Source organism: Pantoea sp. ICBG 828, assembly GCF_002928355.1.
In the GTDB taxonomy this organism is placed as follows: Bacteria; Pseudomonadota; Gammaproteobacteria; order Enterobacterales; family Enterobacteriaceae; genus Pantoea; species Pantoea dispersa.
Genome location: NZ_POWN01000005.1, coordinates 155994 through 171960 on the forward strand (window position 1 = coordinate 155994; position 15967 = coordinate 171960).

General features: G+C 56.2%; 16 protein-coding genes. 7 read left to right on the plus strand and 9 right to left on the minus strand.

Annotated elements, in window-relative coordinates; genetic code table 11:
* Positions 1 to 80: 80 nt before the first annotated feature.
* Together C1Y43_RS13525 and C1Y43_RS13530 are read right to left on the minus strand one after the other, a co-directional pair.
* Entirely contained in the window at positions 81 to 758 is a 678-nt protein-coding gene (locus tag C1Y43_RS13525; RefSeq protein WP_021509214.1) for an NADH-quinone oxidoreductase subunit B family protein, read from the minus strand.
* Between the two features lie 15 nt (positions 759 to 773).
* A complete protein-coding gene (locus tag C1Y43_RS13530) occupies positions 774 to 1217 on the minus strand; it encodes an NADH-quinone oxidoreductase subunit A (protein ID WP_021509213.1) in 444 nt (147 codons plus the stop codon).
* 477 nt (positions 1218 to 1694) lie between these two features.
* Between C1Y43_RS13530 and C1Y43_RS24250 the strand changes: the two genes are divergently transcribed.
* Positions 1695 to 1829: a hypothetical protein gene (locus C1Y43_RS24250; protein ID WP_254919513.1), complete on the plus strand. Its 135-nt coding sequence runs from the start codon at positions 1695 to 1697 to the stop codon at positions 1827 to 1829.
* Positions 1830 to 1877: 48 nt separating this feature from the next.
* Here C1Y43_RS24250 and lrhA read toward each other — a convergent pair whose 3' ends face one another.
* Complete coding sequence (gene lrhA, locus C1Y43_RS13535; RefSeq protein ID WP_021509211.1) at positions 1878 to 2801, minus strand: transcriptional regulator LrhA; 924 nt, start codon at positions 2799 to 2801, stop codon at positions 1878 to 1880.
* A 965-nt stretch (positions 2802 to 3766) separates the two neighbouring features.
* On the opposite strand from lrhA, the gene C1Y43_RS13540 reads away from it, so the two are divergent.
* Positions 3767 to 4984 (plus strand): pyridoxal phosphate-dependent aminotransferase, encoded by a 1218-nt coding sequence (locus C1Y43_RS13540; RefSeq protein WP_021509208.1) that lies wholly within the window; start codon positions 3767 to 3769, stop codon positions 4982 to 4984.
* A 70-nt stretch (positions 4985 to 5054) separates the two neighbouring features.
* On the plus strand, positions 5055 to 5654 hold the full coding sequence (gene yfbR, locus C1Y43_RS13545; RefSeq protein ID WP_104188542.1) for a 5'-deoxynucleotidase: 600 nt from the start codon (positions 5055 to 5057) through the stop codon (positions 5652 to 5654).
* A gap of 25 nt (positions 5655 to 5679) precedes the next feature.
* Here yfbR and C1Y43_RS13550 read toward each other — a convergent pair whose 3' ends face one another.
* The 3 genes from C1Y43_RS13550 to yfbV all read right to left on the minus strand — a co-directional run bounded on the left by C1Y43_RS13550 (position 5680) and on the right by yfbV (position 7451).
* Complete coding sequence (locus tag C1Y43_RS13550) at positions 5680 to 6339, minus strand: sugar phosphatase (protein ID WP_104188543.1); 660 nt, start codon at positions 6337 to 6339, stop codon at positions 5680 to 5682.
* Positions 6340 to 6353: 14 nt separating this feature from the next.
* Positions 6354 to 6848 (minus strand): YfbU family protein, encoded by a 495-nt coding sequence (locus C1Y43_RS13555; RefSeq protein WP_021509205.1) that lies wholly within the window; start codon positions 6846 to 6848, stop codon positions 6354 to 6356.
* Between the two features lie 150 nt (positions 6849 to 6998).
* Positions 6999 to 7451 carry a terminus macrodomain insulation protein YfbV gene (gene yfbV / locus C1Y43_RS13560; protein ID WP_021509204.1) on the minus strand — a complete coding sequence of 151 codons (453 nt, stop codon included), beginning with the start codon at positions 7449 to 7451 and terminating at the stop codon, positions 6999 to 7001.
* 339 nt (positions 7452 to 7790) lie between these two features.
* On the opposite strand from yfbV, the gene ackA reads away from it, so the two are divergent.
* The 3 genes from ackA to C1Y43_RS13575 all read left to right on the plus strand — a co-directional run bounded on the left by ackA (position 7791) and on the right by C1Y43_RS13575 (position 12613).
* Positions 7791 to 8993, plus strand: a complete 1203-nt coding sequence (gene ackA / locus C1Y43_RS13565; RefSeq protein ID WP_021509203.1) for an acetate kinase — start codon at positions 7791 to 7793, stop codon at positions 8991 to 8993.
* 69 nt (positions 8994 to 9062) lie between these two features.
* Positions 9063 to 11207: a phosphate acetyltransferase gene (pta, locus tag C1Y43_RS13570; RefSeq protein ID WP_176428128.1), complete on the plus strand. Its 2145-nt coding sequence runs from the start codon at positions 9063 to 9065 to the stop codon at positions 11205 to 11207.
* Positions 11208 to 11353: 146 nt separating this feature from the next.
* A complete protein-coding gene (locus C1Y43_RS13575) occupies positions 11354 to 12613 on the plus strand; it encodes a 4-aminobutyrate--2-oxoglutarate transaminase (RefSeq protein ID WP_104188545.1) in 1260 nt (419 codons plus the stop codon).
* A gap of 47 nt (positions 12614 to 12660) precedes the next feature.
* Here the strand turns inward: C1Y43_RS13575 and yfcD are convergent, their stop codons facing one another.
* On the minus strand, positions 12661 to 13206 hold the full coding sequence (gene yfcD / locus C1Y43_RS13580) for an NUDIX hydrolase YfcD (RefSeq protein ID WP_021509200.1): 546 nt from the start codon (positions 13204 to 13206) through the stop codon (positions 12661 to 12663).
* A 105-nt stretch (positions 13207 to 13311) separates the two neighbouring features.
* Positions 13312 to 13953: a glutathione transferase gene (yfcF, locus tag C1Y43_RS13585; protein WP_021509199.1), complete on the minus strand. Its 642-nt coding sequence runs from the start codon at positions 13951 to 13953 to the stop codon at positions 13312 to 13314.
* 204 nt (positions 13954 to 14157) lie between these two features.
* Between yfcF and C1Y43_RS13590 the strand changes: the two genes are divergently transcribed.
* Entirely contained in the window at positions 14158 to 15054 is an 897-nt protein-coding gene (locus C1Y43_RS13590) for a TIGR01777 family oxidoreductase (protein ID WP_104188546.1), read from the plus strand.
* A gap of 17 nt (positions 15055 to 15071) precedes the next feature.
* Here C1Y43_RS13590 and C1Y43_RS13595 read toward each other — a convergent pair whose 3' ends face one another.
* A complete protein-coding gene (locus C1Y43_RS13595; RefSeq protein WP_058780300.1) occupies positions 15072 to 15959 on the minus strand; it encodes a LysR family transcriptional regulator in 888 nt (295 codons plus the stop codon).
* Between the last annotated feature and the right edge of the window lie 8 nt (positions 15960 to 15967).

Sequence of the window (15967 nt, forward strand, 5' to 3'; positions counted from 1 at the left end):
AAAAGAAGGCGTCAGGATGGCGGCACACACTACGTTGTCATTATCTGCTGCGGCCGTGGCTCCATCCGTGTACGGGGTGCTTAAACTTCGTCTGGGGTTCTCAGGTTGGTGACGGCAATACGCTCACCACGCTTTCTTTCACGCTCAGACTGCATATTGGCGCGATACACGCCCTGATCGCCAACCACCCACGAGAGCGGACGACGTTCTTTGCCGATGGACTCACGCAGCAGCAGCAGCGCCTGCATGTAAGCTTCCGGACGTGGCGGACAACCCGGGATATACACATCAACCGGCAGGAATTTATCCACACCCTGCACCACCGAATAGATGTCATACATGCCGCCGGAATTGGCGCAGGCCCCCATCGAAATCACCCATTTTGGTTCCAGCATCTGGTCATACAAACGCTGAATCACCGGCGCCATTTTGGTAAACGGCGTACCGGCGATCACCATAAAGTCAGCCTGACGTGGCGAGGCGCGCATTACTTCCGCACCGAAACGCGCCACATCATGTACTGCGGTGAATGACGTGGTCATTTCCACGTAGCAACAGGAAAGGCCGAAGTTATACGGCCAGAGAGAGTTTTTACGACCCCAGTTCACCATGTCATGCAGGGCGTGCTCGAGCTTGCCCATATAGACGCTGCGATGAACGTGCTGCTCCAGAGGATCGGTAACAATCTCCTGTTTCTGTAGGGGATAACGGTCGTTATCGCCCCCGTTCGGGTCTACGCGTGTCAGCGTGTAGTCCATCTTATTGCCTCGCTTTTACTGCTTATGAGGGTTGGTGTGACTGTGGCTGACCGGGCTCGATTTGACGACTACGCGACGACGCGCAGGCGCCCAATCCAGCGCACCGATGCGCACCAGATAAACCAGGCCTGCCAGGAGCACCAAAATGAAAATTGCGGCTTCGACAAAGCCGACCCAGCCGCTTTCGCGAATGGAGGTCGACCATGCGTATAGATAGAGGGCTTCGACGTCGAAAATGACGAAAAACATCGCAACCAGATAGAATTTTGCCGAGAGGCGGATATGGGTATCACCGACGGATTCGATACCGGATTCAAACGGCGTGTCTTTATGGCGCGCGCGTGCACGTCCACCTAACAACCAGCCACCGGTTAACATAAAGGCACACAGGCCAAACGCGATAACAATGAAAACAATAAACGCCCAGTGATGAGCGATGACTTCTGTGGTTGTTGACATACTCTTTGCTTACTCATCAAAAGTGGCGATGGCATCCTGCACTGTCGCAGCAAACACACCACATCGATTCAAGGGAAGGATAAAAAACCTTATAAACTTTGCTGTCTTTATCAATTAAGCAGCAATTTTATGGGGTTTTTTACTCCTTTCTATAACCTTTTGTCAACTTTGACAAAAGTATCCAAACATTAATTTACACCCGCATCATATTATTAACATATGCACCCCTGAGCGCCAGCTAAATCGCTTCAGTTTGTACGGTTAATTTCAGTGTAGCGGGTATTCACATGCATGGATCGTGCGTTTAACAATCATAGTTTGACAGGTCTTGCGCGGATTTCCCCCCCCTTATCGGGGGTATTTTTTTGATCCAGAACACATATTGACGTTTTTTGCTGGAAAAACCGGCAGGCGGTCTGGCGACAGGCGGAGATAAAGTTGGCACGAAATGATAAATAAATTCCGCGCAGGATGAAAATGAAACACATTTCACTTTTCAGGAAGTTAGTGAAATTATCAGGTGCTAATCGTGCTAAAAAAGCGGAAATAACCGCCATAAAAAAAGCCTTAGCTGATTTTCATCAGGCTAAGGCTTTTTTCTCTAACTTTTAACAATTATCTGGCATGCCGGTTGTGCAGGATTACCAGTAACGGTCAACCTTACTCTTCATCATCCAGCAGCAGCGTACCGTCCGGATTCGCGCTCAGATTGTAAGGATCGTTAGTGGACTGCATCGCGTTGAAGATGGCCAGCGCCAGCTCATTATCGCTGTCCGGATTACGGCACAGCAGATATTGCGTATCCGGCAGCACCGGCAGGCCTTCTGCTGCCCCCATCACGCGCAGTTCCGGGCTCATCATTTCAACCGGACGCGCGGTGACACCCAGCCCCGCTTTTACCGCCGCACGTACCGCCGCCAGCGTGGAAGCCACGTAGGAGATACGCCACGGGATACCCGCTTCGTTGAGATGATCGATCGCCATGTCACGGTACGGGCTTGGCTCATCCAGCAGCACCAGCGGAATGGCTTCACCGCGCTGGAAAATATAGTCTGCCGCGCAGTACCACAGCGTTGGCGAGGTGCGCAGCACCTGGTAGGTGAAGTTACCCGGACTGGAGGTGGTCACCACCAGATCCACTTCGCCCTGGTTCAGCATCTCCATCATAAACGGATTACGCTTCACGCGGACGTCGATTGCCAGTTTCGGATACACTGACGTTACGCGGTTAAGCAGAAACGGCAGAATGGTATCAGAGGTATCGTCAGACGCGCCAATCGTCAGCACGCCCTGGATATTGCTGTACATTAAAGAAGTGCAGGCTTCATCGTTGAAACGCAGGATCTTCCTGGCGTAGCCAAGCAACTGAATGCCATGCTCAGTCAGCAATTTGTTACGTCCATGTCTGGCAAACAGCTCTTTACCTACCAATTGTTCCAGACGTTGCATCTGCTGGCTTACGGCTGATTGCGTTCTGCATACTGCTGCAGCGGCGGCTGCAAAGGTATTCAGGTCAGCAACGGCGACAAAAGTACGCAGCAGATCGAGGTCGAGATTCAGTATCGGACGATTTGCATTAGTCATGTTATTTCTTCACTTATAAGATTTTTTGAAACTACTACCCTGGTGTATTACCATACTTATCAAAGAGATAAGTGGTAATGGTGCTTAATGATCGCCCTGTGTGAAGGCGCTCATGAAAAAATCGAGTCAGGCGGATGCCGACGAACACATCACCGCAAAATGGGCAATGGCGTCGTAAAAGTCAGAACAACTTCCTGGGCCAGGGACGTCAGTAGAACGTTGCTGGAAGCTGTGTAGTTGCCTGGTTTCCCGCCAAACTGTCCTGCGGGGCAAAAAGGAATAACATCTTGTTATGCTGATGCGAAGCGATAAAGTGCATCAAATAATAAATTATACTTAATCATTTTTACGCTATAAATGGAAATGTTTTTGTTCAAAACATCGTAATTTTTGACCAAAAGCCATTTCCGGCACATCCTGCCACAACGCTGCTGATTTTTTAACCCGCCTGGTTCTTAAACTGAATGATAAGCGTTAAAGTGACAGCGTAAATGCTATTTAAGCCGCTGCCACGCGGTTTTATCCCCGGCTGACGGGGCCTGGTTTCAACCGCCTGGCAAAGCAAATAACCGTCGTCATCGCCTCATGCCAGATAGTGCTTAATCATTGCTGCACATTTTTTCGGCATCTAACAAGATTCCTTTAACTATTTCATCAAGTCGCTAACCATTCCTCAGACCGCAGTTAAATGAAAAATTGCTGAATGGCGCGGCGCGCGGCTGGATATCCCGGTTTACAGGCGACCCGATCAGCGCAAGCATTTAATGTTGACTCCTGCCATTTTAATAGATAATTAAACCAGTTTTAATAGTTAAAAATGCGTTTCACGCCACTGAATCCGGCAAAGTCTGGCTATCGCGCCAAAACCCAGCGCTGCCCTTCTTTTGTTACGGTGAGAGGAGTAAATTGAGCAGGTTTGATTTTAGTGGCAGGTTAAAAGGACTCTGCCCATTAAGGCGGTAACGATGAATTTTCAAATTGATAAATCCGGCAAGCTGGAAAATGTCTGTTACGACATTCGTGGCCCGGTACTGAAAGAAGCTAAACGTCTCGAAGAAGAAGGCAACAAAGTTCTCAAACTCAACATCGGCAACCCTGCCCCGTTTGGTTTTGAAGCCCCTGATGAAATCCTGGTAGACGTGATTCGTAACCTGCCGAGCGCGCAAGGCTATTGCGACTCGAAAGGTCTCTATTCAGCACGTAAAGCCATCATGCAGCACTACCAGGCGCGCGACATGCGCGACGTTACGGTAGAAGATATCTATATTGGCAACGGTGTGTCTGAACTGATCGTGCAGGCGATGCAGGCGCTGCTGAACAGCGGCGATGAGATGCTGGTGCCCGCGCCAGATTATCCGCTGTGGACGGCGGCGGTTTCGCTGTCGAGCGGCAAAGCGGTGCACTATCTGTGCGACGAATCCGCGGGCTGGTTCCCGGATCTGGATGATATCCGCAGCAAAATCACGCCGCGTACCCGCGGAATCGTGATCATCAACCCCAACAACCCGACCGGTGCGGTGTACAGCAAAGAGCTGCTGCTGGAGATCGTGGAAATCGCCCGCCAGCATAACCTGATCATCTTCGCCGACGAGATCTACGACAAGATTCTGTATGACGAAGCCCAGCATCATTCGATTGCCGCGCTGGCACCGGATCTGCTGACCGTGACCTTCAACGGGCTGTCCAAAACCTACCGCGTGGCGGGTTTCCGCCAGGGCTGGATGGTACTGAACGGACCGAAGAAGCACGCCAAAGGCTATATTGAAGGTCTGGAGATGCTGGCTTCAATGCGTCTATGCGCTAACGTGCCAGCGCAGCATGCCATACAGACTGCGCTGGGCGGCTATCAGAGCATCAGCGAGTTTATCGCGCCGGGTGGACGGCTGTTCGAGCAGCGCCAGCGCGCCTGGGAACTGATCAACGATATTCCCGGCGTCAGCTGCGTGAAGCCGCAGGGCGCGCTCTATATGTTCCCGCGCATCGATGCGAAGAAATTCAACATCATGGACGACCAGAAAATGGTGCTGGATTTCCTGCTGCAGGAAAAAGTGCTGCTGGTGCAGGGCACCGCCTTTAACTGGCCGTGGCCGGATCACGTGCGCATCGTTACCCTGCCGCGCGTGGACGACCTCGAGATGGCGATCAACAAGTTTGGTCGCTTCCTGCAAGGCTATCGCCAGTAATCTGTGACGCGTATACTGTTTGACTTTCGGGGAGCCGCACAAGCTCCCCGCCGTGCAACAGGAACCGTCCATGACCCGTAGCCACTTTTTCGCCCACCTCTCCCGCCTGAAACTCATTAACCGCTGGCCGCTGATGCGCAATGTGCGCACGGAAAATGTCTCCGAGCACAGTCTGCAGGTCGCCATGGTGGCGCACGCGCTGGCCATCATCAAAAACAAAAAATTTAACGGCAATCTGAATGCCGATCGCATCGCCATGCTGGCGCTGTATCACGATGCCAGCGAAGTGCTGACCGGCGATTTGCCCACGCCGGTAAAGTACTACAACGCGCAGATTGCCCATGAATACAAGAAGATCGAAAAGATTGCGCAGCACAAGCTGATTGAGATGCTGCCACCTGAGTTGCAGGACGCGTATCGTCCGCTGCTGGATGAGCACCTGCATAGCGAGAGCGAGCAGGCGGTGGTGAAACAGGCTGATGCGCTGTGCGCCTACCTCAAGTGCCTTGAAGAACTGTCGGCCGGCAACAACGAGTTTCTGCTGGCCAAAGCCCGTCTGGAGAAGACGCTGGCGCAGCGGCGATCGCCGGAGATGGATTACTTCGTTGAAGTCTTCACCCCCAGCTTCAGCCTGTCTCTGGATGAAATTTCCCAGGATACGCCGCTGTAACCTGCGCCGCTCAGCGTGGGCTGTTTCAGGCGCGCATCGTCACGCTGAAATAACCGTCCGGCTGTTTACTGATGTGCAGCGGCTGCAGATTTTCCACCTGCAGCGCCACTTCACTCAGGCGTGGCGCATCGGCCGGCGGATTGACCGCCACCACCGCGCTGCCCGCTTCCAGCCCGGCGATAATGCCCGCCGGTGCATCTTCCACCACCACGCATTCTGGCGCAGAAAGCCCGAGCCGCTCAGCGCCCAGCAAATAAGGTTCAGGATTGGGCTTACCGAATTTAATGTCCTCGGCGGTAATAAACACCTCCGGCAGCGGTAAACCGGCCGCTTTGTGACGGGCATGCGCCACCGGGATCGATCCCGAAGTCACAATCGCCCAGGGAATGTCGAGTGCGTTCAGGGTGGTCAGCAACGCGTGTGCACCGGCAATCGCCTGCACGCCTGCCGTGTCTTCTGCTTCCAGCTGCTCCAGCCAGCGAAATTCGGCCTGGATCGCCGCTTCAGACTGGCCCGCCATAAAGTGGCGCAGCGAGTTGATCGCCGGTTTGCCGTGAATGTAGTCCAGCACCTGCTGCGCGGCCAGGCCGTGGCGCGCGCCCCAGCGTGACCAGGCGCGATTCACGGCAGGCAGTGAATCCACCAGCGTCCCGTCTAAATCAAACAGAAAACCCCTGTACTTCACACGTTGCTCCTTATTCAGGCATTGAGGATTTGCGCGATCTCATTCTCGCTGAGGTGATACTGACGCGGACAAGTGTGCCACACCGCCAGCATGCGTTGGTATTTTTCCCACATCGGGGTTTGCGCATTGAAGCCGTGGGTGCCGGAATCGAAATGGGTATAGCGCCCTTCCACATTAACCATAAAGCGCACATAGCCGAGGTAACGCGCTTCGGTGGCCGCGTCGAAGCCGAGAAACGCCAGGCGACGCTCTTCAATGTTGCACGGCGCTTTGTGATTGGACCAGGAAACATGCAGCGCATGATGCATTTCCATAATGTCGATCAGTGTACGGCAGGTCGCCTCGCTCAGCTCGCCGAACTCCTTGTCCAGCTCGCGCAATTGCAGTCCATAGCCGCGTTCAATAATGGTCTGATAGCGGCGATAGCGCTCGGCGTTATCCGGCTCAAGCATCGCCATCATCTGGTATTGATTAGAAAGAATCAGTCGCTGTGCATGGGTCATTTCCATGGTTTACTCCCGGGCCGCAGGGCCGCTTAAGATTTAAACAATGCAGAAATGATTACACAACGAAAGCGATGCGTGTATGTCCGCATCACTATTCTTTGATTTGAACCGGGATTGGGCGCAAATTCTCTGGCAGAGAAAAGCGCCATTTGATCAAAGATCGTCGAGGAAAGTACGGTCGAGCTGCTTAAAAGCACGCTTGAGCACATCCGCCAGCGCCTGGTAAGTTGGCTTGCCGTCAACGGGGGCAATGGCCTGTCCGGCCTCTTCCAGTTTGGCGCGCACTTCATGGAACCAGTGCAGCAGCGTGGGCGGCAGCGGCGTGACGGAACGTTTACCCAGCCACCATAATCCCTGCATCGGCAGGCTACAGGCAAACAGCGCGGTGGCAATCGCCGGACCGAGCTGACCGCCGAGCGCGATTTGCCATGTCAGCGTAAAAATGGCCAGCGGCGGCATAAAGCGAATCGCAAAGCGGGTTGCCGTCACCACACGGTTCTCAGGAAACACCGGCGCCAGACGTTTGTCGGCGGGCCAGGTTTTCATGTAGTGCTGGCCGCGCTGAAATAAGCCGAACCAGCCTGGATTGCCTGCGTCATTCGCCATGGTAGACCTCAACTATTACTGCAACATTTAAAAAAATTTTATAACTACACAACTTTACGTGACATCCTTCAAAAGATTTTGTCTTTGCGGGTCACAGTGGGTATTCTGACGCCGTTTTTGCAACATTACCGGAAGCCGCAGCGCAATAAAAGAGCGCGCTGGAGCCATGTTTCGCTTCGTGGATTTCAAAAATCTGCGTAAAATTACCGAAATTTTTTGCGTGTCGTTTCTTTTTTGACTAGCGCATGATGTTAATCATTAATCTACCAGCTTTCATAGGCTACGCTGTTAGTCTGATTGCGTTATTTTTAGCCACTATTTAACAAAATAGGTACTTCCATGTCGACGAAGTTAGTACTGGTCCTCAACTGCGGCAGCTCCTCTCTTAAGTTTGCCATTCTCAATCCAGCCAGCGGTGACGAATATCTTTCCGGTCTGGCGGAGTGTTTCCACCTGCCGGAAGCGCGCATCAAGTGGAAACTGGACGGCAGCAAACAGGAAGCCCCGCTCGGCGCGGGCGCAGCGCACAGCGAAGCGCTGAACTTCATCGTTAAAACTATTCTGGCACAAAAACCAGAGCTTTCGGCACAAATCGCTGCAATCGGTCATCGTATCGTTCACGGCGGCGAGCAGCTGACGCAATCGGTAGTGATTGACGAGTCCGTGATTCAGGGCATCAAAGACGCGTCGTCCTTCGCGCCACTGCACAATCCGGCGCACCTGATCGGCATCGACGAAGCCATGAAAAACTTCCCGCACCTGTCGGATAAAAATGTCGCCGTTTTCGACACCGCCTTCCATCAGACTATGCCGGAAGAGTCCTATCTCTATGCCCTGCCGTACAACCTGTATAAAGAGCACGGCGTGCGCCGCTACGGCGCGCACGGCACCAGTCACTACTATGTGACGCAGGAAGCCGCCAAAATGCTGAACAAGCCGGTCAGCGAGCTGAACATCATCACCTGCCATCTCGGCAACGGCGGTTCTGTGGCGGCCATCCGTAACGGCCAGTGCGTAGATACCTCAATGGGTCTGACACCGCTGGAAGGTCTGGTGATGGGCACCCGCAGCGGTGACATCGATCCGGCTATCGTCTTCTTCCTGCACGATACGCTGGGTATGAGCGTGGATGCGATCAACAAACTGCTGACCAAAGAGTCCGGCCTGCTCGGCCTGACCGAAGTCACCAGCGACTGCCGTTACGTGGAAGATAACTACGCTACTAAGGACGATGCCAAACGTGCGATGGATGTGTTCTGTCACCGCCTGGCGAAGTACATCGGCAGCTACACCGCGCTGATGGAAGGCCGTCTGGATGCGGTAGTGTTTACCGGCGGTATCGGTGAAAACGCGGCGATGGTGCGTGAGCTGGCGCTGGACAAACTGGGTCTGCTTGGCTTCGAGGTTGACCACGAGCGCAACCTGGCTGCACGCTTCGGCAAGTCCGGCTTCATCAATAAAGAAGGTACCCGCCCGGCGGTGGTGATTCCAACCAATGAAGAGTGGGTCATCGCCCAGGACGCCGCGCGCCTCACCGCGTAATGTTTCTCTCCGTCAGCTTCGGCTGACGGTGTTGTTTTTGACACCCTGTAACACCGCGAGGTTTCTATAGTGTCACGTACAATTATGCTTATTCCTACCGGCACCAGCGTCGGCCTGACCAGTGTCAGCCTTGGCGTGATTCGTGCCATGGAGCGCAAAGGCGTGCGCCTGAGCGTGTTCAAACCGATCGCCCAGCCGCGCGCTGGCGGCGATGCGCCAGACCAGACCACCACCATCATTCGCAAAAACTCCGCTATTCCGGCCGCGGTTCCGCTGCCAATGTCTCGCGTTGAGTCGCTGCTGGGTTCTAACCAGCAGGATGTGCTGATGGAAGAGATCATCGCCAACTACCACGCCAACGCCAAAGATGCGGAAGTGGTGCTGGTGGAAGGCCTGGTTCCGACGCGCAAACATCAGTTTGCCTCGGCGCTGAACTATGAAATTGCCAAAACGCTGAACGCGGAGATCGTCTTCGTCATGTCGCTGGGTAACGACTCACCGGCACAGCTGAAAGAGCGCATCGAACTGACGCAGAGCAGCTTCGGCGGCAGCAAAAACAAAAACATCACCGGCGTCATCATCAACAAACTCAACGCGCCGGTGGATGAGCAGGGCCGCACCCGTCCGGATCTGTCAGAAATTTTCGACGACTCCTCGAAAGCCAGCATCGCCAACATCGATCCTAAGCAACTGTTCGCTAACAGCCCGCTGCCGGTGCTGGGCTGCGTGCCGTGGAGCTTTGATCTGATCGCGACGCGCGCCATTGATATGTGCCGCCATCTCAACGCGGAGATCATCAACGAAGGTGAAATCCACACGCGTCGCGTCAAATCCGTCACCTTCTGCGCGCGCAGCATCCCGCATATGCTGGAGCACTTCCGTCCGGGCTCGCTGCTGGTGACCTCAGCCGACCGTCCTGACGTGCTGGTGGCGGCCTGTCTGGCGGCGATGAACGGCATCGAAATTGGTGCGGTGCTGCTGACCGGTGGCTATCAGATTGAAGCGCCGATCGCCCGTCTGTGCGAACGCGCCTTCCAGACCGGCCTGCCGGTGTTCATGGTAAAAACCAACACCTGGCAAACCTCGCTCAGCCTGCAGAGCTTCAATCTGGAAGTGCCGGCTGACGACACGCAGCGCATTGAAAAAGTGCAGGAGTACGTGGCCGGCTTTATTAATGCTGACTGGGTTGAATCGCTGACTGCCACATCCGAACGCAGCCGTCGTCTGTCACCGCCGGCATTCCGCTATCAGCTCACCGAACTGGCGCGTAAAGCCGGCAAGCGCATCGTCCTGCCGGAAGGCGACGAACCGCGTACCGTTAAAGCGGCGGCGATTTGTGCCGAGCGCGGCATCGCCACCTGTGTGCTGCTGGGCAATCCGGATGAGATTCAGCGCGTGGCCGCAGCGCAGGGCGTTGAGCTCGGCAAAGGCATTGAAATTGTCGATCCGCAGGTGGTGCGTGACAACTACGTGCCGCGCCTGGTTGAGCTGCGTAAGAGCAAAGGCATGACCGAAGTGGTCGCGCAGGAGCAGCTGGAAGATAACGTGGTGCTGGGCACCATGATGCTGGAAAGCGGCGAAGTTGACGGTCTGGTCTCGGGCGCGGTTCACACCACCGCCAACACCATTCGTCCGCCGTTGCAGCTGATCAAAACCGCGCCGAACAGCTCGCTGGTCTCCTCGGTATTCTTCATGCTGCTGCCAGAGCAGGTGCTGGTGTACGGCGACTGCGCCATCAACCCGGATCCTAATCCGGAGCAGCTGGCCGAGATCGCGATTCAGTCCGCCGACTCCGCTAAAGCCTTCGGCATCGATCCACGCGTAGCGATGATCTCCTACTCTACCGGTAACTCCGGTGCCGGTAGTGACGTAGAGAAAGTGCGTGAAGCAACGCGCATTGCGCAGGAAAAACGCCCGGATCTGGTGATTGATGGCCCGCTGCAGTACGACGCCGCAATCATGGAAGACGTCGCCAAGTCTAAAGCACCGAACTCAGCGGTGGCCGGACGTGCGACGGTATTTATCTTCCCGGATCTCAACACCGGTAACACCACTTACAAAGCGGTGCAGCGTTCTGCCGACCTGATCTCCATCGGGCCGATGCTGCAGGGCATGCGCAAACCGGTTAACGACCTGTCACGCGGTGCGCTGGTCGATGATATTGTCTACACCATTGCGCTGACGGCGATTCAGTCGCAGCAGGCTGAAGGCTAATCCCCTTCCCCGCTCCGCATCAGCACGCCCGCCCGGGCGTGCTTTTTTTTATCCTGCGCCACAACCCTGCCCGTATAAACGCACTGGCAAAATCCCGCCTGCGCGCTAACACTGATTACACTCTCCCGCGACTTACGAGGTCAGCAATGAGCAACAGTGATGTGCACAGCCGTCGGTTACAGGCCACGCCGCGTGGTGTGGGCGTGATGTGTGATTTCTTTGCGGCGAAAGCCGAAAACGCCACGCTGTGGGACCAGCAGGGGCGCGAATATATTGATTTCGCCGCTGGCATTGCGGTGCTCAATACCGGCCACCGGCATCCCAGAGTGCTGGCGGCAGTACAGCAGCAGCTGACGTGCTTCACCCATACCGCGTTTCAAATCGTGCCGTATGAGAACTACATTCACCTTGCGGAGCGTCTGAATGCGCTGGTGCCGATTGAAGGCGCCGTGAAAACCACCTTCTTCTCTACCGGCGCCGAGGCGGTCGAGAACGCGGTGAAAATCGCGCGCGCAGCCACCGGCCGTCCGGGGATTATCGCCTTCAGCGGCGCGTTCCACGGTCGCACCAATATGACCATGGCGCTGACCGGCAAAGTTCTGCCTTACAAAACCGGCTTCGGCCCGTTTGCCTGCCCGGTGTTTCACGCGCGCTACCCCAATGCGCTGCATAACGTCAGCGTGCACGATGCGCTCGACAGTCTGGAGACGATTTTCCGCAGCGATATCGCGCCACAGCAGGTGGCGGCCATCATCTTTGAACCGGTTCAGGGCGAAGGCGGATTTTATGTCGCGCCGCCAGAGTTTGTGACGGCGCTGCGTCAGCTGTGCGATCGCCACGGCATCCTGCTGATCGCCGATGAAGTACAGAGCGGTTTTGCGCGCACCGGCAGGCTGTTTGCCAGCGAATATTATGAGGTGCAGCCGGATCTGATAACGCTGGCGAAAAGTCTGGCAGGCGGGTTTCCGCTGTCGGCGGTGAGCGGCCGGGCCGCGGTGATGGATGCACCGGAGCCGGGTGGTCTGGGCGGCACTTATGCTGGCCATCCGCCAGCGATTGCCGCCGCGCATGCGGTGCTGGATATTATCAGTGAGGAAAACTTGTGCGCGCGTGCGCAATGGCTCGGTACGCAGCTGGCAGAAGCGTTGAACGGCGCCGGCTGCCGTGCGCTGGCTGAGGTACGCGGCTATGGATCGATGATGGCGGCGGAATTCCATGACGCCAGCGGCCGGCCTTCGGCGGAGATCGCCAAAGCAATTCAGCAGCAGGCGCTGGCCGAAGGATTGATTCTGCTGACCTGCGGCGTGCACAGCAACGTGATCCGCTTTCTTTATCCGCTAACCATTCCGGACGCCCAGTTCAGTACGGCGCTGAACATTCTCACCCGTATTCTCAGCCAGCATTAAACACAAAAGGCACCCCCTTAGGGTGCCTTGCTGTGGAAGCGCATGAATCAGGCTTCGCTGCTTTGCTTACTGCGCACCGCGTCACTGTTGCGGCTCAGCCACAGCGACAGGGCTTTGAGTGAATCATCGGTGAATTCATCACAGCGGGCGGTGATCTCTTCCGGCGTCATCCAGAACACTTCATCCACTTCCTCTTCCTGCATGGCAAACGGACCGTGCGACACGCAGCTGAACAGTCCACCCCATACGCGGCAGTGCTGATCTTCGAAGTAGAATTTGCCGTGCTCGGCGAACGGGACATCGGCGATGCCGAGCTCCTCTTCCGCTTCACGACGGGCGGATTCCAGCAGGTCTTCACCGCTTTGCACCACGCCACCCGCAGTGGCATCCAGCATACCCGGCATGAAATCTTTGCTCTCGGTACGGCGTTGCACCAGAATCTTGCCCATGCCGTCGTGCACCACAATATAGGTAGCGCGATGGCGCAGACATTGCGCACGCATCTGTGCACGGCTGGCCTGCGCAATCACTTCGTTTTCTTCGCTAACGATATCCACCCACTCGATACCGTCACCTGCCGTTTGATCCACCATCCGGTAACCCTTTCTCTGTTTTCGGCGTGCCCAGCACGCGCCTGTTTGCGATGCTTTATTAGAATGAGCGCTAAGGTAAAGCGTTCTTTTCGCCGCCGCAAGGTTTTAGCGTGCTTTACCCGACTCGGCCAGCCACAGCTGCACTGAGGCGCGCTGCCACTGGAATTCTGCATAGTGCTGCAGCTTCACCGGCAGCGGATCGCCGTGCAGCGCCAGCCGGTTAATCATCACCGCCAGGTCGGTGTCGGCAATCGACCACTCGCCAAACAGGTTCTGTTGGCCGTCCGGCAGCAGGCGCTGCACCGCGGCAATCAGTTTACTGGCGGCCTGTTCGCCAGCGGGCGTGAGCGGAGCAAAGCGTTCAGCAGCAAACAGCACTTCGGTAGGTCGCTCCGTGCGCAGCGCCAGTAAATCGCTGCGCAGCCATGCCTGCACTTCGCGCGCGTGAGCACGTTTTTCGCGATCGCGCGGATAGAGGCGCTCAAACTCCGGCGCCGGAAAACGCTCTTCGAGATATTCGGCGATGGCCGAGGATTCATTCAGGCTGACATCATCAATTTGCAGCGTGGGCACACGGCAGGTCAGCGACAGGCCGCGGTATTCATCGTCAAGCTGTGCATTGCGCGACAGGTCAACGCGCCTGACAGTAAAGGGAATGCCCTTCTCGGTAAGCGCAACATAAACTGACATGGCATACGGGCTAAAAAAACAGGAATCGGACCACAACGTAATGGCGGGATAGTTCATCAGCTGCCTCGGCTAAGCGTCAGGTGTGCATCATGTTTACCGATTTTTGCCGGCTAAGGCAATGGCGCGCTGGTCCGATGTTTTGCCGCAGGACCACGGCAAACTGGCGGTTTTTCATCATAAGCGTAAGCGCTGTCACGCCGCAGCGGCACTTCTCTTCTATGCTCAATTCAGAGCAGATAATTAATGACAGGGAGACTAAACATGCACCTGCTAATAACCGGTGGTACCGGCTTGATAGGTCGCCATTTAATTCCGCGCCTGCTGCAGCTGGGCCATCAGGTGAATGTGGTAACACGTGACGTGGCGGCCGCGCGGGAAAAACTCGATGCGCGCGTGATGCTGTGGTCGGGCATTAACCAGCAGTCCGATCTCAATGCTATTGACGGCGTCATCAATCTGGCGGGAGAACCGATTGCCGACAAGCGCTGGACCGAGCAGCAAAAGCAGCGCCTGTGCGAAAGCCGCTGGCAAATCACTGAACAGATCGTCTCGCTGATCCACGCCAGCAGCAATCCGCCGCGCCTGTTGATTTCCGGCTCGGCCACCGGCTTTTATGGTGATACCGGCGATGTGGTGGTGACCGAGGACGATGGGGGCCACGAGGAGTTTACCCACACCCTGTGCGCCCGCTGGGAGCAGCTGGCGCTGAAGGCGCAAAGCGAGCGCACCCGCGTGTGCCTGCTGCGCACCGGCGTGGTGCTGGCGCGCGAGGGTGGCGCGCTGAGCAAAATGAAGCTGCCGTTCAAACTTGGCGTCGGCGGACCGATTGGCAGCGGCAAACAGTACCTGCCATGGATCCACGTGGACGATCTGGTCAACGCCATCCTGTGGTTGATCGATAACGATCAGTTGCAGGGCCCGTTCAACATGGTGGCGCCTTACGCGGTGCGCAACGAGCAGTTCGCCGCCACGCTGGGCCACGTGATGCACCGTCCGGCCTTTATGCGCACTCCGGCCAGCGCCATCAAACTGATGATGGGAGAATCCGCCGTGCTGGTGCTGGGCGGGCAGCACGTGCTGCCGAAGCGGCTGGAGGAGTCCGGCTTTGGTTTCCGCTGGTACGATTTGCAGGAAGCGCTGCAGGATGTCGCCGGCTGACGCATCTCCGCTCAGGCTTACCGCGGCGCCACGGCGGGCGTGAGGCAAAGCTGCTGCAGAAAACGCGCCGTTAACGGCCGGGTATCCTGCCTGCGCCAGACGGCATATAGCACGATCTCCAGCGCCAGATCGGGTAGCGGCATCAGCACAACGTTATCCGGTACGATGCGCGCCAGGCTATGCTGGATCAGGGTGAAACCCAGCCCGGCTTCAACGCAGGCAAGGGCGGCCAGCGGACCATTCACTTCAAAACGAATATCCGGCTGAAAGCCGGCGCGCTGGCAGGCTGCCAGCAATCGCGCCCGCGCGGCAGGGTTGAGATTTTCCTGGTCGGCAATCCACGCCCGACCGTGCAAATCAGCCGCCACGGGTGCGGTCAGCGCACTGGATGCTGGCATCGCCAGCAGCAACGGTTCGGTCGCGATCTTCTTATGCACAAAATCCGCGTCATCGTGCGGCAGCGTATGCACAATGGCAATATCGATCGCCCCCGCCTCTAACCGGGCAATTTGCTGTGCGGAACGTAACGCATGCAGCCGGACATCAATGCCCGCCCCCGGTGCCAGCCGCGCCAGTGCCGCGGGCAGCAGGCGCGAGTGAATAGCCGCCTCCACATATCCTATATCCAGCCGGCCGACGTCACCCTGCTGCAGATGTTGCGCATACTCTTTTAACCGTTCGTGATGCTGCAAAAAGGGCGTCACCTCAGTGAGAAAGCGCTTACCCTCGTCCGTCAGGCGCAGACGTTTCTTTTCACGGTGAAACAGCACCATGCCCAGTTCGCTTTCCAGCTGCTGAATTTGCCGGCTAAGCGGAGACGGCGAAATATGTAACCGTTCCGCAGCCTGACCAATATGCTCCAGCGCCGCGACAGTGGCAAAGGCGCGCAAAATTTTTATGTCCATGACAATCC

Coding starts and splice junctions, on each gene's coding strand:
- C1Y43_RS13525 (WP_021509214.1), bottom strand. CDS start 758: ATGGACTACACGCTGACACGCGTAGACCCGAACGGGGGCGATAACGAC.
- C1Y43_RS13530 (WP_021509213.1), bottom strand. CDS start 1,217: ATGTCAACAACCACAGAAGTCATCGCTCATCACTGGGCGTTTATTGTT.
- C1Y43_RS24250 (WP_254919513.1), top strand. CDS start 1,695: ATGAAACACATTTCACTTTTCAGGAAGTTAGTGAAATTATCAGGTGCT.
- lrhA (WP_021509211.1), bottom strand. CDS start 2,801: ATGACTAATGCAAATCGTCCGATACTGAATCTCGACCTCGATCTGCTG.
- C1Y43_RS13540 (WP_021509208.1), top strand. CDS start 3,767: ATGAATTTTCAAATTGATAAATCCGGCAAGCTGGAAAATGTCTGTTAC.
- yfbR (WP_104188542.1), top strand. CDS start 5,055: ATGACCCGTAGCCACTTTTTCGCCCACCTCTCCCGCCTGAAACTCATT.
- C1Y43_RS13555 (WP_021509205.1), bottom strand. CDS start 6,848: ATGGAAATGACCCATGCACAGCGACTGATTCTTTCTAATCAATACCAG.
- yfbV (WP_021509204.1), bottom strand. CDS start 7,451: ATGGCGAATGACGCAGGCAATCCAGGCTGGTTCGGCTTATTTCAGCGC.
- ackA (WP_021509203.1), top strand. CDS start 7,791: ATGTCGACGAAGTTAGTACTGGTCCTCAACTGCGGCAGCTCCTCTCTT.
- C1Y43_RS13575 (WP_104188545.1), top strand. CDS start 11,354: ATGAGCAACAGTGATGTGCACAGCCGTCGGTTACAGGCCACGCCGCGT.
- yfcD (WP_021509200.1), bottom strand. CDS start 13,206: ATGGTGGATCAAACGGCAGGTGACGGTATCGAGTGGGTGGATATCGTT.
- yfcF (WP_021509199.1), bottom strand. CDS start 13,953: ATGAACTATCCCGCCATTACGTTGTGGTCCGATTCCTGTTTTTTTAGC.
- C1Y43_RS13590 (WP_104188546.1), top strand. CDS start 14,158: ATGCACCTGCTAATAACCGGTGGTACCGGCTTGATAGGTCGCCATTTA.
- C1Y43_RS13595 (WP_058780300.1), bottom strand. CDS start 15,959: ATGGACATAAAAATTTTGCGCGCCTTTGCCACTGTCGCGGCGCTGGAG.